Origin of the sequence: Marinobacter sp. NP-4(2019) (genome assembly GCF_003994855.1) — a bacterium.
Lineage (GTDB): Bacteria > Pseudomonadota > Gammaproteobacteria > Pseudomonadales > Oleiphilaceae > Marinobacter.
Genome location: NZ_CP034142.1, coordinates 3,600,541 through 3,617,261, shown reverse-complemented (window position 1 = coordinate 3,617,261; position 16,721 = coordinate 3,600,541). Strand labels below are relative to the sequence as shown.

At 58.2% G+C, this 16,721-nt stretch carries 12 protein-coding genes and 1 pseudogene; 11 read left to right on the top strand and 2 right to left on the bottom strand.

All coding sequences use genetic code 11. The annotated features are described in order from the left end of the window. Window positions 1-188 precede the first annotated feature (188 nt). Entirely contained in the window at window positions 189-1,514 is a 1,326-nt protein-coding gene (locus tag EHN06_RS16480; protein WP_127331698.1) for an IS1182 family transposase, read from the bottom strand. A 158-nt stretch (window positions 1,515-1,672) separates the two neighbouring features. Between EHN06_RS16480 and EHN06_RS16475 the strand changes: the two genes are divergently transcribed. From EHN06_RS16475 to EHN06_RS16440, 8 genes are all read left to right on the top strand, one after another. Beyond that, window positions 1,673-3,361, top strand: a complete 1,689-nt coding sequence (locus EHN06_RS16475; protein ID WP_127333609.1) for an HAD family hydrolase — start codon at window positions 1,673-1,675, stop codon at window positions 3,359-3,361. A gap of 71 nt (window positions 3,362-3,432) precedes the next feature. Continuing rightward, window positions 3,433-4,149, top strand: coding sequence for a response regulator (locus EHN06_RS16470; protein ID WP_127333608.1), 717 nt, complete (start codon window positions 3,433-3,435; stop codon window positions 4,147-4,149). Beyond that, window positions 4,136-5,605, top strand: coding sequence for an ATP-binding protein (locus tag EHN06_RS16465; protein ID WP_127333607.1), 1,470 nt, complete (start codon window positions 4,136-4,138; stop codon window positions 5,603-5,605). The genes EHN06_RS16470 and EHN06_RS16465 overlap by 14 nt, the downstream gene beginning before the upstream one ends. Before the next feature lie 110 nt (window positions 5,606-5,715). Then, entirely contained in the window at window positions 5,716-7,152 is a 1,437-nt protein-coding gene (locus EHN06_RS16460) for a carbohydrate porin (protein WP_127333606.1), read from the top strand. A 40-nt stretch (window positions 7,153-7,192) separates the two neighbouring features. After that, window positions 7,193-8,452 (top strand): ABC transporter substrate-binding protein, encoded by a 1,260-nt coding sequence (locus EHN06_RS16455; RefSeq protein WP_206075675.1) that lies wholly within the window; start codon window positions 7,193-7,195, stop codon window positions 8,450-8,452. Between the two features lie 54 nt (window positions 8,453-8,506). Further along, window positions 8,507-9,433: a carbohydrate ABC transporter permease gene (locus EHN06_RS16450; protein ID WP_127333605.1), complete on the top strand. Its 927-nt coding sequence runs from the start codon at window positions 8,507-8,509 to the stop codon at window positions 9,431-9,433. Further along, complete coding sequence (locus tag EHN06_RS16445) at window positions 9,426-10,295, top strand: carbohydrate ABC transporter permease (protein WP_127333604.1); 870 nt, start codon at window positions 9,426-9,428, stop codon at window positions 10,293-10,295. Before EHN06_RS16450 ends, EHN06_RS16445 begins: the two co-directional genes overlap by 8 nt. A 7-nt stretch (window positions 10,296-10,302) precedes the next feature. Beyond that, window positions 10,303-11,421: an ABC transporter ATP-binding protein gene (locus tag EHN06_RS16440; protein WP_127333603.1), complete on the top strand. Its 1,119-nt coding sequence runs from the start codon at window positions 10,303-10,305 to the stop codon at window positions 11,419-11,421. A gap of 19 nt (window positions 11,422-11,440) precedes the next feature. Here EHN06_RS16440 and EHN06_RS16435 read toward each other — a convergent pair whose 3' ends face one another. Next, window positions 11,441-12,973, bottom strand: a complete 1,533-nt coding sequence (locus EHN06_RS16435) for a cryptochrome/photolyase family protein (protein WP_127333602.1) — start codon at window positions 12,971-12,973, stop codon at window positions 11,441-11,443. A gap of 344 nt (window positions 12,974-13,317) precedes the next feature. Here EHN06_RS16435 and hemN point away from each other — a divergent pair, with 344 nt between their 5' ends. From hemN to EHN06_RS16420, 3 genes and pseudogenes are all read left to right on the top strand, one after another. Further along, window positions 13,318-14,736: an oxygen-independent coproporphyrinogen III oxidase gene (gene hemN, locus EHN06_RS16430; RefSeq protein ID WP_127333601.1), complete on the top strand. Its 1,419-nt coding sequence runs from the start codon at window positions 13,318-13,320 to the stop codon at window positions 14,734-14,736. A gap of 83 nt (window positions 14,737-14,819) precedes the next feature. Then, on the top strand, window positions 14,820-15,815 hold the full coding sequence (gene ubiU / locus EHN06_RS16425; RefSeq protein WP_127333600.1) for a ubiquinone anaerobic biosynthesis protein UbiU: 996 nt from the start codon (window positions 14,820-14,822) through the stop codon (window positions 15,813-15,815). Window positions 15,816-15,828: 13 nt separating this feature from the next. Next, a pseudogene (locus EHN06_RS16420) lies at window positions 15,829-16,721 on the top strand (U32 family peptidase).

Here is a 16,721-nt window from a genome sequence, read left to right as displayed (position 1 = left end):
TCTGCGCGGCAGAAGTATTTTGAGCAAGTGACCCCGCCGCGTCGAATCACAGTTCGGCCCGAGAACGTATCCACAATATCCAGCCGAATAGAGTCTCGATTCTCTCTATTCAGTCAGTCAAGACGGTTATCAGCGAATGCGTTATCGTAGTCCGATCACTCAGTACGCCCAAGGATCCCTCGGACCCTCTATTTCAGCCTCATCAGTGAACTCATCCGCCTGAGATTAAGCGACAGACAGACCAGATCCCATTCACCCTGCACGGCGTGAAGGCCCCGCAGACTGAACTGTCGGAAGCCCAGAACATGCTTGATCCAGCCGTTGACCGCCTCAACCAGATGCTTGCGCTGAGCGTAAACCGATCGCCCGGTTGCCGTGGCCAGCTTCCCGGCCATCCGGGCGCTGGCCGGATAACGGCTCGCGTCTATCTCTGAACTCTTCTTGCCCTCCCGGCGCAGCGAGACATAGCCGTCGATGCTTTTGTCTTCCAGGGTCTGTAGATCTTCTTCTTTACGGTAACCCGCGTCAGCCAGACACTGATCCGGATAGGTTTCCAGAGTGTCTTTTGCCTGATCCAGCAGTGGTATCAGACAGCCATTGTCACTGGGATTATTGCCCAGGTGGTTGGCGACAATCAGCTGGAATTCACCATCCACGGCCAACTGGCCGTTGTAGCATTGCTGGAACCCGTCCGCCGTTTTCATAATCCGGCTTTGCGGATCGGTAAAATTGCTCTGATCCTTGTCATCCGGAACCCCGTAATCCCGCTTGAAGTTCGGGCCCCCGCGAGGTGAGCGCCGATCATCGTCCGGGGACCGACCCCGGGCCTTGTCCCGCTCTTTCTGGTCTGCTTCCAATTTCTCTTTGGCAGCACGAATCTTTTCCAGCCGCGCCTGCCGGTACTGAAGCTCTTCAGGCAGTTCATCACCCCGGTTATCCGGGCCGAACTGTCGGTCTTCCGACTGGTCTGTCTGACGTGCCTGACGACAAAGTGCATCGATCTCTTTCGATAAACGATCGTCTTCCTCGCCCATGCGGCCATAGCTCATGGCCTTGTGCTTGCTGGCATTAGCCCGAACCTTGGTGCCATCAATCGCCAGTGTTCCCAGCGTGATCAGCTCCGCTTCCCGGGCAATCCGGACCACCTGAATAAACACGGCCTTGAAGGCAACCAAATGGTGTTTGCGGAAATCACAGATCGTGCGATGCCTGGGGAAGTTGCCTGCCGCCAGAACCCGGAAGGCCACGTCTTCTTCCAGCTTCCGGGCGATCTTGCGTGAAGAGAAAACGCCGGTGGCGTAGGCGTAGATCAGAACCTTCAGCATCATTCGTGGATCGAAGGGCGAGTTGCGTCGGCCGTTGCCTTCGTAGCGGGCATAAAACGCGCTTAAATCCAGCTCCTCGACGACATCACTGACAAAATAGGCCAGATGCCCCTCAGGCAGCCACTCGCTCAGGCTCGGGGGAAGAAGCAGTTCCTGGTCAGGCGAATACGGGCGGAAAGTGGTTCCCATCAGATTCTCCGGTGCTGAAGAATTTTTACGCATTATGCCAGAAGGTGTCTCCTGCCGCGCAGACTCCTAGGGGGAGATGGCACTTTGTAGTCCGGATGGAAATGGTTTTTACTGAATGCAGGTTCTTTCCACATTCATAGCGCCACGAGGGATTGTCGATGGCCCGATTCAGTGACGATATCCAGCCCCCATCCATACTGATCTTCGACTGGCATGGCACCTTGGTGGATACCCACGATGCCATGTTCAGCGCCATGGAGGAGATGCTGCCGCAACTTGAGGATCTGGGGCTGGTGGAGCGGCTGTTGCCGGAGGACAAATGCCGCACTGCTGATGACGCCCGCCTGGTGCGTTACATCCGCATTTTTCGTCGGTTGCATCCACGGATACTGGCGGAACGACGTGTGTCGCGTACCGATATTTTCAATGCCATCTTCGGTGATGACAAGGACGCCAAGTTGATCGCTCACAAGGCTTACAATGCGTGTTACCGCAAGTACTTCGGCAAAGTGAAACCCTTCCAGCCCGGTGCCTATGAATATCTCACCGCCCTGAAGGAGATGGGCATACGCCTGGGTGTATCCACCAACCGCAACCGGGAATTCCTGGATAAAGAACTGAAGACCGTGGACGAGGGCCGCTGGCAGGATCTGTTTGATGTGACGGTGTGTGCCGACGATGTCACCGAATACAAACCGGACCCGGAAGTCATTCTCAGAACCCTGGAAAAGGCCGGGGTACCTGTGGATCAGCGAGCCTGGTATGTCGGTGACAGTTACGTGGACATGCTGACCGCCCACAAGGCCGGGGTGGCCGGGGTGTTTTACAACGGCGCATGCTGGGAAGCCGGTCGCATCGATAGCTGGTTCTCCCACCGCGATGCCCCCGTTGCGATCCTCGACAGTTTCGAGGATCTGGTGGATTTGTTGGCCCTGCTGGAACGGAGGTTTCCGGACGCGTTTCGTTGTTCCCCCGCAGAAGTCCGGCCCCGGCCATTTCCGCCGCCCGAGCGACCGGCGCCGCGAATTGAGCCGGATTGGCACCCGGCTGTGGTCCGACTGATCCGTCCGTCGGTGGTCCTGTTCGACTGGCATGCCACCCTGGTGGATACCCTGGACGCCATGTACCACGCCGTGGACGACATGCTGCCGGATTTCCACAAGCTCGAGCTGATGGACCGGATGCTTGCTCCGGAGGACAGCAAGACGCCGGAGGACGTCAAACTTGTCGCCTATGTGCGGGAGTTTGCAAGGTTGCACCCGAAAGTGAAGGCCGATCGCAAAATATCCCGTACCGACATCTTTGAGGTGCTGTTCGGTGACGATCAGGAAGCCAAGCAGATCGCCCACAAGGCCTTCAATCATCACTACCGGAAGCACTATGGCACGGTAAAGGCATTTGAACCGAAGGTACGGGAGGTACTGGAAGGCTTGCGTCGTCTGGACATCCAGGTGGGTGTGATTACCAACCGGGACCGGGAATTCTTCGAGCACGAGCTGGCGGCGGTGGAGGACACCGGCTGGACGGAACTGTTTGAGGTGGACGTTTGTGGCGATGACACGCCGCTGCGCAAGCCCCACCCTGACCAGTTATTGCTGGCGGTGCAGAAACTGGATTATCCTCCCGATCCCAGCGTCTGGTATGTCGGGGACAGCACCACGGATGTGATAGCTGCCAAACGGGCAGGCATGACCTCCGTGTTCTTTAACGGGGCGCAGTGGGATCAGCCCTGGCTCAACAAGATCTTTCCCGGAACCCACAAACATCCCGACAAACCCGATGTGGTGGTGAATGATTTCTCCGAATTCTGGGCGCTCGTGCTGGCGTGTGAAATAGGGCCGCCGTGAGATCAATGGGGCTTTTGCCCCGCAGCTTTTAGACCTATGCTGGCCGCCTGAATAACAAGAAAGGTCTTCCAATGTCTGATGTAAAAGCGTCGATCCTTGTCGTGGACGACGACCTGGCGATACGCGAGCTATTGCAAGAACACCTGTCCCGGGTTGGCTACGATGTGATGACAGCCGCCGAAGGCGATGAAATGCGCCAACGGCTGGCGCAGTCACGAGTGGACCTGATTGTGCTCGATGTCATGTTGCCCGGGGATGACGGCTTTACGCTTTGCCGTGAGATCCGTGAGCATTCGCAGGTTCCCATTATCATGCTGACGGCGAGCTCCGACGAAACCGACCGGGTCGTCGGCCTGGAGATTGGCGCCGACGACTACCTGGCCAAACCGTTCAGTGCCCGTGAATTGCAGGCCAGGGTCAAAGCCCTGTTGCGGCGTTCGAGTTTCACCCGAACCGACAATCCCAGGTTTGTCCGGTTTGATCGCTGGCGGTTGGATACCCTGGCCCACGAACTGATTTCGGAGCAGGGAAAAACCACCGCGCTGTCCGGCGCCGACTTTGCCCTGTTGCAGCTTTTCCTTGCCCACCCCAATGAAGTGCTGGACCGTGACACCATTTCCGGCGTGACCCGCGGCCGCGAGTCCATGCCGCTGGACCGGGTTGTGGATGTGGCGGTCAGCCGCCTGCGCCAGCGCCTGGGGGACCAGGGGCGTAATCCCAGGCTGATCAAGACCGTGCGCGGGGCCGGTTATCTGCTGGCGGCAACGGTGACCCATGTCGCGGAATGATACCGGGCCGGTCGAGGCCGGTCGCAAAGTCTGGCGTCTTGTGCCTTCGTCGCTCCTCGGCCGCATCCTGCTGCTGACGCTATTAGCCATGGGCGTTGCCCAGGTCGTATCAAGCGTGATCTGGGTAGGCACCTTCCGGGCCCAGCAAGTGGAGGGGCTGGTCAGCACTACTCGCAACCTCGCGTCTTCCGCCGCGGCAACCACGCAGTTCTTCAAGTCCCTGCCGCTGGAATACCGGCATATCGTGCTGGATCAGCTGAGGGATATGGGGGGCTCCCGCTTTTTTGTCTCCCTCAACGACAAGCGCATCAATATGCGTGCGCTGCCAGACAGTGAGCGCAAGCAATTGGTCACAGAGGAAGTCAAGGCGGTGCTCCGGAGCCGGCTGGGCAAATCGACCAACCTGCATGTTGAATTTGTTCACCCCGATGACCTGCGAATCCTCAATACCGAACTGCCACTGGATGCGTTACCCAGATCCTGGGCTCATTACGCACTCACCCTGGAGCCCATCAAACCACCGGTTCTGGTCACGCAGGTGGAAGTGGCTGATGGTGAGTGGTTGTATCTGGCTTCGTTATTGCCCGCTCCCTATGTGTCGCTGGATGATGAAAGCATTCCTGGCCAGCAGATTGTCTTTATCCTGGTGATGATCGGCGTACTGTTTCCCGTGCTGGCATGGCTGGTGCGCCGCCAGACCCGGCCATTGCGTAAACTGGCCAGGGCGGCGCGGGATCTGCCACTGGACGAATACCAGCCGCCGTTGCGGGAGCAGGGCAGCGCTGAAATTGTCGCGGTTACCCGGGGCTTTAATGCCATGCGCCGGCGGCTACAGAGTTACATCAGCGACCGGGAACAATTATTTCGCGCAATCTCCCATGACCTGAAAACCCCGATAACGAGGCTGCGCCTGCGAGCCGATCTGATTGACGACGAAGACATTCGCGAGCGATTTGAAAGTGACCTGCAGGAACTGGAATTGCTGGTAAAAGGTGCCCTGCAGAGCATGAAGGATACGGACATTCATGAGAATGTTGAGCTTGTCGATATTGATGGCATGTTGCGTCGAATGGCGGACGCCTACACGGGGGACCGCCCTGCAGTTGTGGTGGAGGGTAGCTGTGCCGCTTACCGGGGCAAACCCCTGGCGTTAAAACGCTGCCTGGGCAATCTGGTGGATAATGCGATCAAGTACGGGGAGACGGCAACCATCAGCGTGGAGGACTCCCCCGACCAGCTCACCATTCATGTCAGGGATCATGGGCCGGGAATTCCCGAGGCGGAACTTGAGCGGATTTTCGAACCCTACTACCGACTTGGTCAGGAGCACCGGCAGGGCCATGGTCTTGGCCTTGGGATTGCCCGCAACATTGCCCAGAGTCATGGCGGCGATCTCGAGATAGCCAACTGGTCCGAGGGCGGTCTGGACGTGACTCTCACACTCCCCCGACATTGAAATTTCCATGTAACAACTCTGTTACATGGGCCTTTCCGTTTGATACTTTTCCCTTGCGGGTATTGCCATAGACTCTGACGTTGCTAATAAAACAAAAACAAGGAGTCAATATGAATACCCGTAAACCGCATCCTACTGCCTGGACTGATAACACCATGACCGGCCGCCGATTAACGGTCGCCGTGGGCGTGGCCTCACTGGGGCTGTTTGCCAGTCAGGTTCAGGCCCAGGAAAGCGTGGAAGAGCGCCTGTCAGCCCTGGAGCAGAAGTTGGCAGAGGTCGAGCCCCACGCCCGGGGTGAACAGGGCTTTTCCTTCAATACTTACGCCCGCTCCGGACTGCTGCTCAACAGCGATGGTAAAAGCGCCCCCGGTGGCCCCTACCTGACCCCCGCCGGATCCGTCGGCGGTGCCGTGGGCCGGCTGGGTAACGAACCGGATACCTACCTGGAAGCCATCCTCAACTACAAGAGCGTGGCGGACAACGGCACCAAAGCCCATTACCGCCTGATGATTGCCGACTCCACCACCTCCAGCAACGACTGGACCTCGGACGATGGCGCCCTGAACGTGCGCCAGGCCTACGTGGAATTCAGCAATCTCGCCAGCTTCACCGGAATCTTTGAGGGTGCCGCCATCTGGGCCGGTAAGCGCTTTGACCGAGACCTTGACTTCGACATCCACTGGCTCGACAGCGATATCGTCTTCCTGGGAGGCACCGGGGTCGGTATCTACGACGTGACTTTCAGCGAGTCGGTGAAGTCCAACTTCTCTTTCTATGGCCGCAGCTTCCTGGACTTTCCCTCCGATCCCGACACCACGGACGGCACCTCGGACACCGACAACCTGATCCTTACCGCCAATAACTATTTTGGCAACGTCCAGTGGCTCATCAATGGCATGTCCGCCGCGGATAACGATGAGCGTGTCGTCGGGGGTGTGATGGAAGTGGCTGACACGGGAGTTCAAACCATGTTGGCCTACCACGGTGACAGCTTTTTCGGGATCTCCGATGGCAATTTTAAGGTAGCGCTGTTGCACGGTCAGGGCCTGGGCGCGGAGGTCAAGAACCTCGGCGCCGATGGCAGCCTGCATGAAGACGCGGCCAGTACCCGTGTGGCTGCCTACGGTACTACCCGGTTGAGCGACACCTGGCGTATCGCCCCGGCGATCCTGGCGGAAACCAGCAAGGACCGGTATGTGGAAGGGGATGAATACCAGTGGTTCACCTTCAACACCCGTCTGGCCAATGAACTGAGCGCCAACTTTGAAATGCAGTACGAGGCCTCCTGGCAGGTGATGGACCTGAATCCCGAAGGCTACGAAGGGCGTGAGGACGTTGATGGCGATTACGCCCGCTTCACCATTGCGCCAACCTTCAAACCACAGGTTGGTGGTTTCTGGAATCGCCCGGAAATCCGCGTGTTTGCCAGCTATTCCACTTGGGACGACGAGCTTAACCGTTTTGATGGCGGTGATGCCCTCGGCCAGGAGGACTTTGGCGGCAGCCAGTGGACCTTTGGTACCCAGATGGAAGTCTGGTTCTGATTACTGACAAGCGTCTCCATTACAAAAACAAGGAGTCATTATGAATACGTTCAAGCGTCATCTTACTGCCCTGGCGGTGTCTGCCGCCCTGATGCCAGCAGCGGCCGTTCAGGCCGGTGAAGTCGAGGTTCTGCACTGGTGGACTGCCGGTGGCGAGGCGAGGGCAGCTGCTGCCCTGAAAGAAATGATGGAAGAGCAGGGCCACACCTGGAAGGATTTCGCGGTGGCCGGTGGCGGCGGTGAAGCCGCCATGACCGTACTGAAAACCCGCGCCGTCTCCGGGAACCCGCCTGCGGCGGCCCAGATCAAGGGCCTGGACATTCGTGAATGGGCGGAGCTGGGCTTTCTGACCAGCCTGGACAGTGTTGCCGATGCAGAAAATTGGGACCAGCTCATTCCGCCCCGGATTTCCGATGTCATGAAGTATGAGGGGGAATACGTGGCTGTGCCGGTGAACGTGCACCGGGTGAACTGGCTATGGGTGAACCCGGAGGTCATGGAAAAGGTCGGCGTTGAGGTTCCCACCACACTGGACGAGTTCTTCGAAGTGGCCGACAAGCTCCAGGCCGAGGGATTCATTCCCCTGGCGCACGGTGGCCAGCCCTGGCAGGACGCGACCGTGTTCGATGCGGTGGCGCTCGCGCAACTGGGCCCCGATGATTATCGCAAGGCCTTTGTAGACCATGACATGGACGTGATTAACAGCGACAAAATGGAAGAAGTCTTCGCACAATTCGCCCGAGTGATGAGCTACGTGGATGACGATGCCGCAGGCCGTGACTGGAATACCGCCACCGGCATGGTGATTCGCGGTGAAGCTGCCATGCAGATTATGGGGGACTGGGCCAAGGGTGAATTCTCCGCTGCGGAACTGACACCGGGCGAAGACTACCTGTGTGTGCCGGCTCCGGGCACTGCAGGTCAGTTCACGTTTAACGTGGATTCCTTCGCCATGTTCAGTCTGGCAGAGGAAGAGGACATCCAGGCGCAGAAGGATCTGGCGCGTACCATTCTGGAGCCGGAATTCCAGACCCTGTTCAACCAGAACAAGGGATCCATCCCGGTTCGTACCGACATGGATATGAGCGACTTCGATACCTGTGCCCAGGCGTCGATGGAGACGTTCAAGGCCAGTGCCGAAGATGGCGGTCTGGTACCAAGCTTTTCCCATGGCCTGGCGACCACCAGCTACATCCAGGGTCAGATCTTCGATGTGGTCACCAACTTCGTCAACTCCAACAACCCAGACCCGGCAAAAACCACGGACCAGTTGGCAGCCGCCATCAAGTCCGCAATGTAATGCCGTGCAAGGTCGCCTGCCGGGCGGCCTTGGGGTTTATTCGGAGGATTTCTCATGGAACACACTCAAAGTCGCCCTGCCGGGGTGGCCAGGGCGCCGTCTGGCCTGATGGACGGCCTGCAGCGCTGGCTACCCAAGCTGGTGGTGGCGCCAACGTTCATCCTGATTGGTATCGGTATCTATGGCTACATGCTGTGGACGGGTGTGCTGTCGTTCACCAATTCCAGCTTCCTGCCCAGTTACGATTTCGTCGGCCTTGCGCAGTACGCCAAGCTGATGGAGAGCGAGCGCTGGCTGGTCGCGTCCCGGAATCTCGCCATCTTTGGCGGGCTGTTCATCGGCATCTGCCTGCTGATTGGTGTGGTGCTGGCCATTTTCCTGGACCAGCGCATCCGCCAGGAAGGCGCCATCCGCACCATCTATCTTTACCCCATGGCGCTGTCGATGATTGTGACCGGCACGGTCTGGCGCTGGATTCTGAACCCGCGCCTGGGGCTGGAAAAGCTGATGCACGACTGGGGATGGACCTCCTTCAGCTTTGACTGGCTGGTGAATTCCGACTTTGCCATTTACACCATTGTGATGGCGGCGGTATGGCAGGCTTCCGGATTTGTCATGGCCCTGTTCCTGGCGGGCCTGCGGGGCGTTGATTCGTCCATCATTCGCGCCGCACGGGTGGATGGTGCCAGCCTGCCGGTCATCTACTGGAAAATTATCCTTCCCTCCCTACGGCCGGTGTTCTTCAGCTCGGTGATGGTGCTGGCCCACATTGCCATCAAGAGTTTCGACCTGGTGATGGCCATGACGGCGGGTGGCCCGGGCTATTCCACCGACCTGCCTGCGGTATTCATGTACGCCCACACCTTTACCCGCGGCCAGATGGGCCTGGGCTCTGCCAGCGCCATGCTGATGCTGGGCGCCATTCTCGCGCTGCTGGTGCCTTACCTGTATTCCGAACTGAGGGAGAAGCGCCATGACTGACGTGATTCGTACCGGCTTTCGCCCCAGCCGTATCGCCATCTACGGGGTACTGCTACTGGCGTGCCTGGTGTACCTGATTCCACTGATCGTTATGTTGATCACCAGCTTCAAGACACCCATGGATATCCGTACCGGCAACCTGCTGGCCCTGCCGACTGACTGGACGGTCGTGGGCTGGACCAAGGCCTGGTCCGAGGCCTGCACCGGCGTGCAATGCAACGGGGTGAGTGGCTACTTCTGGAACTCGTTCAAGATGACGGTACCAGCGGTACTGATTTCCACGCTGTTGGGCGCCTTCAATGGTTACGTGTTGTCCAAGTGGAAGTTCAAGGGCTCAGACCTGATGTTTGGCATGCTGCTGTTTGGCTGCTTTGTGCCATTCCAGGTCGTCCTGCTGCCCATGGCGGCCACCCTGGGCAAGTTGGGCCTGGCCAACACCACGGCAGGTCTGGTGCTGGTCCACGTGATCTACGGGGTGGCATTCACCACGCTGTTTTTCCGTAACTATTACGTGGCCATACCCGATGCCCTGGTGAAGGCCGCCCGGCTGGATGGTGCCGGATTTTTCACCATTTTCTTCCGCATCCTGCTACCCATGTCCACACCCATTTTCATGGTGTCGCTGATCTGGCAGTTCACCCAGATCTGGAACGACTTCCTGTTCGGCGTGGTATTCGCCAGCGGCGACAGCCAGCCCATAACGGTGGCCTTGAACAATCTGGTGAACACCAGCACCGGGGTGAAGGAATACAACGTGGATATGGCGGCCGCCATGATCGCCGCACTGCCAACGTTGGTGGTGTACATCGTGGCAGGCAAGTACTTTATACGCGGCCTGACGGCCGGCTCGGTTAAGGGGTAAAACAACAATGTCACAACTTGAACTGCGGGATATCCGCAAGACCTATACAGGGGCCCTGGACGAGACCCTCAAGGGCATCAACATTGACATCGCATCCGGCGAATTCCTGACCCTGGTCGGGCCATCGGGCTGTGGCAAATCCACACTGATGAACAGCATTGCCGGCCTGGAATCCATTACCGGTGGGTCGATAGTGGTCAATGGCAAGGACATATCGACCATGGAGCCGAAGGATCGGGATATCGCCATGGTGTTCCAGTCCTACGCGCTCTATCCCACCATGTCGGTGCGCGAGAACATCGCCTTTGGCCTGAAGATTCGTGGTATGCCAAAAGAGGAGATCCGGCAGGAGGTGGAGCGTGTCGCCGACCTGCTGCAGATTTCCGCACTGCTGGATAAAAAACCTGCCCGGCTTTCCGGTGGTCAGCAGCAGCGGGTGGCCATGGGGCGGGCATTGGCCAGACGGCCGAAGATCTACCTGTTCGACGAACCGCTTTCCAACCTGGATGCCAAACTGCGGGTGGAGATGCGCACCGAGATCAAGAAACTGCACCAGCGGTTGAGAACCACCATTGTGTACGTCACCCATGACCAGATAGAAGCCATGACCCTGGCGGACCGGATCGCCGTGCTCAAGGATGGTGAGTTGCAGCAGTTGGGTACACCAAAGGAGGTTTACGACACCCCGGAGAACCTGTTTGTGGCGAGCTTTATGGGCTCGCCGTCCATGAGCTTTATTGAAGTAGCGATCGAGAGGACCGAGACTGGCTTGTCAGTTACGGTTGAAGGTAGCGATGGCCGCACACTGGACCTGCCGGTGCCGGCTTATCTGGAAGGCTGGGCCGGTAAGCGGGTTGTGCTTGGCATACGCCCGGAGCACATAAGTCAGCCGGACGATCAGAAGAGGGATCATCCGATGGTGACCAGTGGCCGGTTCAGGGTAGAAGTCACCGAGCCGACCGGACCGGACGTGCTCGCTGTTATCCGCCTCAATGATACCGATGTGCAGTGCCGGCTGGATGCAGAGCACCCGGTGAACTGGGGCGAGGAGGCCGACCTGATGTTCGACATGCGTAAGGTTGTATTCTTCGACCCGGAAAGTGAGAAACGCATTCGTCCGCAGTAAAGCCGGCAGGGCTGCTGGTTCACAGTTGCTCCAGTCGTGCCAGTAATGTGTTGGCACGGTGGAGCAACGCCTCCCGCCTCTCCGGTTTCTGCTTGTCCCAGTTCCGGTACATCATGCCCATGCGAGGATTGTTGGCAAAGTTGTCCCGATGACGGTCGATAAAATCCCAGTACAGAGCATTGAAAGGGCAGGCATCCTCTTCGGTGGCCTTGTTCACGTTGTAGTGGCAGTTGCTGCAATGGTCCGACATCCGCTGGATGTATTTGCCGCTGGCGGCGTAGGGTTTCGAGCCCAGGTAGCCGCCGTCAGCGTGCATTACCATGCCGAGCACGTTAGGTAGCTCGACCCAGTCATAGGCATCGGCGTACACCGCCAGGTACCAGTCACAGATCTCCTCCGGTCTGACGCCGGCCAGCAGCGCGAAATTACCGGTGACCATCAGCCGCTGGATATGGTGGGCGTAGGCGTTGCGGCGAGTGGCATCAATGGCTTTGTGCATGCATCGCATCTTTGTGTCGCCCGTCCAGAAGAACCAGGGCAGGGCGCGGGTATTGCCGAGCCGGTTTTCCCTGGCGTACCCCGGCATATTCAGCCAGTAGATCCCCCGCACAAACTCCCGCCACCCCAGAATCTGCCGGATAAATCCCTCCACCGCATTAATCGGCGCCCGCCCGGCATGCCAGGCCCGGGCAGCGGCTTCGCACACGGCTAACGGGTCAAGCAGACCGCAGTTGATATACGGAGAAAGAATGGAGTGAAACAGCCAGTCCTCATTGTCGGACATGGCGTCCTGAAAATCGCCGAAACAGGGCAGGGCAAAATCGATAAAGTGGTCCAGGGCCTGCTCCGCATCCTCCGGCGTCACGGCAAAGTGGAAGCCCTCCGTGGTGCCAAAATGATCGGTGAAATGCTCGTCGACCAGATCTATCACCGCCTGTGTTACCTCGTCGGGTTCCACACGGAAGGGTACGGGAGCCGGCGGTTTGCCGGCCCATTTGCGCCGGTTATCCGCATCAAAATTCCACTGCCCACCCTCGGGTTTGCCGTCAGGCGTCATCAACAATCCGGTTTTTCGCCGCATTTCCCGATAGAAGAACTCCATTCGAATCTGTTTGCGATCTTTTGCCCATTCTGAGAATTCCTGCTTGCTGGCGATAAACCGGGTATCCGGACGAATCTCCACCGGCACTCCCAGCCGTTCACGCCACCGACCGATCTGCTCGTGCAGCCGCCACTCGCCGCATTCGGTGGTGATCACCCGATCCACGCCGGTCTCCCTGAGCTGAGCGGCGACAACCGCCTCCAGACTCCGGGCCTCGTTATCGGGGTGGTAGGTCTGGTAGTGAACCTGCCAGCCTTCCGCCTCAAGCCGCTGTGCAAAGTGCCGCATGGCGCTGAACAGCAGAACCAGTTTTTTCTTGTGGTGGTTGGTGTAGCTGGCCTCGTCATGGACCTCTGCCATCACGATCCTGTCCCGTTTCCGGTCAGCGTTTTCGAGGGCGCTGATGTCGGTGGTCAGTTGGTCGCCGAGAATCAGAATGAGGTTTGGCATGTTTGGACCGTGCTCCAGGATTCAGGTGTTGGTGCATAGTTAGGCGGGTGGAGAGGGCCCTGCCGAAATCGTGCGGAGCCATGGATGGCGGAGCCCGAGCGTACAGGGATGTATTCACAGCGTATTTCGGCAGGGCCCTCTCCACCCGCCGGGCAGTCTACATCAGGTGATCCTCATAAAGAGGTAGTGTGAAATACGCCAACAGCACAAGAGTGGTTCAGGTGGGAGATTGATAAAATCCGGGTATCGGTAAGCTGACCCATATCAAGTGGTCATCGGCCAGGTTGCCATAAAATGGCGACTGTTGCCGACTTGCCCCCATTATGACGTTCAGAGTTTCTGCTATGGTTTCCACTCCCGCACTTTTATCCAACGAATCCACCCTTCCGGAATTCATCTGGGATGAAGCGCTGATCAGGCGTTACGATCTGAGTGGTCCGCGCTACACGTCCTATCCGACAGCTGTGGAATTCAACCAGAGCTACCCGGTGGAAGACATGGAAAAGGCTGCGGCACGAAGTAAGGCCACTGGCCGGCCTCTGTCCCTGTACACTCATCTGCCATTCTGCGCCCACCTTTGCTACTACTGTGCCTGCAACAAGGTGATCACCAAACAGCGCCACAAGGCCATTCCGTACGTGGAAAGAGTGCTGAAGGAAGCCGCGATCCAGGCCCGGCTTTTCGGCGCGGACCGACCAGTGAAGCAACTGCACTGGGGCGGCGGCACCCCCACCTTCCTGCCGAACGATGTCATGGAGCATTTGATGGCGGGTTATGGTGAACTGTTCAACCTGCAGGCGGGTGACGATCGCGACTACAGCGTAGAGATCGATCCGCGCGAAGTGGATCAGGATACCCTGTCCACTTTATGGCAGTTGGGCTTCAACCGCATCAGTCTCGGAGTTCAGGATGTGAATCCCAAGGTGCAGAAAGCCGTAAACCGCATCCAGCCCCGTGACATGACCGAAGCTGTGTTGAACGAAGCCCGACGTATTGGTTTCCGCTCCATTAATCTGGACCTGATCTACGGCTTGCCACACCAGACACCGGAGAGCTTCGCAGAAACCCTGGAAGCCGTCATCGAGATGTCGCCGGACCGGCTCTCAGTGTTCAGTTACGCCCACCTCCCGGACCGATTCTACCCGCAGACACGGATTCTGTCGGATACTCTGCCGACGCCCCAGCAGAAGCTGACCATCCTCCACAACACCATCAATCGATTGCTGGAGGCCGGTTACGAATACATCGGCATGGACCACTTTGCCAAGCCGGATGACAGCCTGGCGGTGGCCCAGCGGGAAGGACGTCTGCACCGGAATTTTCAGGGTTACACGACCCATTCTGATTGCGACCTTGTGTCGCTGGGTGTATCCGCCATCGGCCAGACCGACGACGCCTATTTCCAGAACAACCACGACCTGCCGTCCTGGGAAGCCGCTATCGATGCCGGCTACCTGGCGATTACCAAAGGTGTGAATCTGACACGGGACGACCGTATTCGCCGCTGGGTCATTGGTCAGCTGATTTGTCAGTTCCGTCTGGATCGTCAGCAGTTCGCTGAAGTATGGCAGGAAGATCTGGACCACTATTTTGCCGACGAACTCGATCGCCTGCAGCCCATGGTGCAGGATGAGCTGATTGCTGATGATGATATTGCTCTTCAGGTTCAGCCCGCCGGCCGCTTGCTGATTCGCGCCATCTGCCAGATTTTTGATCTGTACCGTAAGGAAGGTGCCAGCCAGCGGTTCTCGCGGATTATCTGACGAGCCTGTGCCGCTGATAATGATCAAGGCGGTCGGCACAGATTAAGGGTAGTGTTGCCATAACCAGATCAGTGGAGATGGATATGGAACTCGTCTGCCCGGCCGGTAGTCTGCCGGCCCTGAAAACCGCCGTGGACAATGGTGCCGATGCCGTCTATTTCGGCTTCCGCGACAGCACCAATGCCCGCCAGTTTGCGGGGCTGAACTTCAATGATAAGCGCGCTGGTGAGGGCATTGAGTATGCCCACGCCAAAGGCAGCCGGGTGTTCTGTGCGATCAACACCTACCCGCAGCCCGATGGCTGGGAACAGTGGAAATCGGCAGTGGATCGCGCAGCCGGCCTTGGCGTGGATGCCATCATTCTGGCCGATATGGGCCTGCTGGATTATGCCGCCAACAAATATCCCCATATCCCCCGGCACCTTTCTGTGCAGGGCTCTGCCACAAGCTACGAAGCCCTGACGTTCTATAAGGATACCTTCGATATCCGTCGGGCGGTCCTGCCACGAGTGTTGTCGCTGGACCAGGTCCGGGGCGTGGCAAAGCACAGCCCTGTGGAGCTGGAAGTCTTCGCCTTCGGCAGCCTGTGCATTATGGCCGAAGGCCGTTGTTATCTGTCGTCCTACCTGACGGATGAATCCCCCAATACTCGCGGCGCCTGCTCGCCGGCCAAGGCTGTGCGTTGGGAGGAAACGGCCCAGGGACTGGAGTCACGACTCAATGATGTGTTGATTGATCGCTATGGCGATGGCGAACCCGCTGGCTACCCGACCCTCTGCAAGGGCCGTTTTGAGGTCGAGGGTAATGTGTACCACGCCATAGAGGAGCCGGTCAGTCTGAACACAATGGACCTGCTGCCGGAGCTGAAGTCGCTGGGTATCAGTGCCGTGAAAATTGAGGGCCGTCAGCGTAGCCCCGCCTACATTGCGGATGTGGCGCGCACCTGGCGACAGGCTCTGGATCACCTGGACGTAACTGAGGATGACTTCACGGTCGAATCCAGCTGGCGGAACACGCTCTCCAGCCTCTCCGAAGGCGGCCTGACCACCCTGGGCGCCTACCACCGCAAGTGGAAATAAGGTTTAACTCGGTATGATGAAACTCTCACTTGGGCCGATTCTGTGGTTCTGGTCCAAACAGACGGTTTTCGATTTCTACGGCAAGGCCGCCGAGTGGCCGGTGGATACCATCTACCTGGGAGAAGCCGTGTGCTCACGGCGGCGGGAACTGAAACCCGATGACTGGTTCGATCTGGCCCGCGATCTGAAAACCTGTGGTAAAGAGGTCGTGCTTTCTACCCAGACTCTGATTGAGTCCGAGGCCGACCTTCGCCGCTTGCGGCGAATCTGCGATCAGAACGAGTTCATGGTGGAAGCCAATGACCAGAGCGCCATGCAGGTGGCGATCCGCAACGGGATTCCATTTGTTACCGGCCCATCGATGAACATCTACAATGTGGCCACACTCAAGGTACTGGCGAAGCAGGGTCTGAAGGGCTGGAATCTGCCGGTAGAGTTGGGGAAGGAAACCCTGGAAAAACTCATCAATGGCTTGAAAGAGGAAGGCCTGGACTTACCTGCAGAAGTGTTCGCCTGGGGCTTTCTGCCTTTGGCCTGGTCCTCCCGTTGTTTTACCGCACGCCATTACAATCTGCCCAAAGACAACTGCGAGTTTCGCTGCCTGGAGCACCCGGACGGTATGGAACTGCGTTCCCGGGAGTCCCAGCAGCTATTCCGCCTGAACGGTATTTCTACCCTTTCAGGCGCCCGATACGACCTGATGCGGGAAATACCGGAGATGGAGCGCATGGGGGGGCTGTCGTACGCCTGAGCCCGGAGCATCGCGGTATGGATGAAGTGGTCAAACGCTTCGATCGGGTGCGCCGTGGTGAGACGCCGCGTACCGATCCTCTGGCGCTTGTCGAAGCACCTCCCTGTAACGGGTACTGGTATGGCAAGCCAGGCATGGATCTGATTGATCTCTGA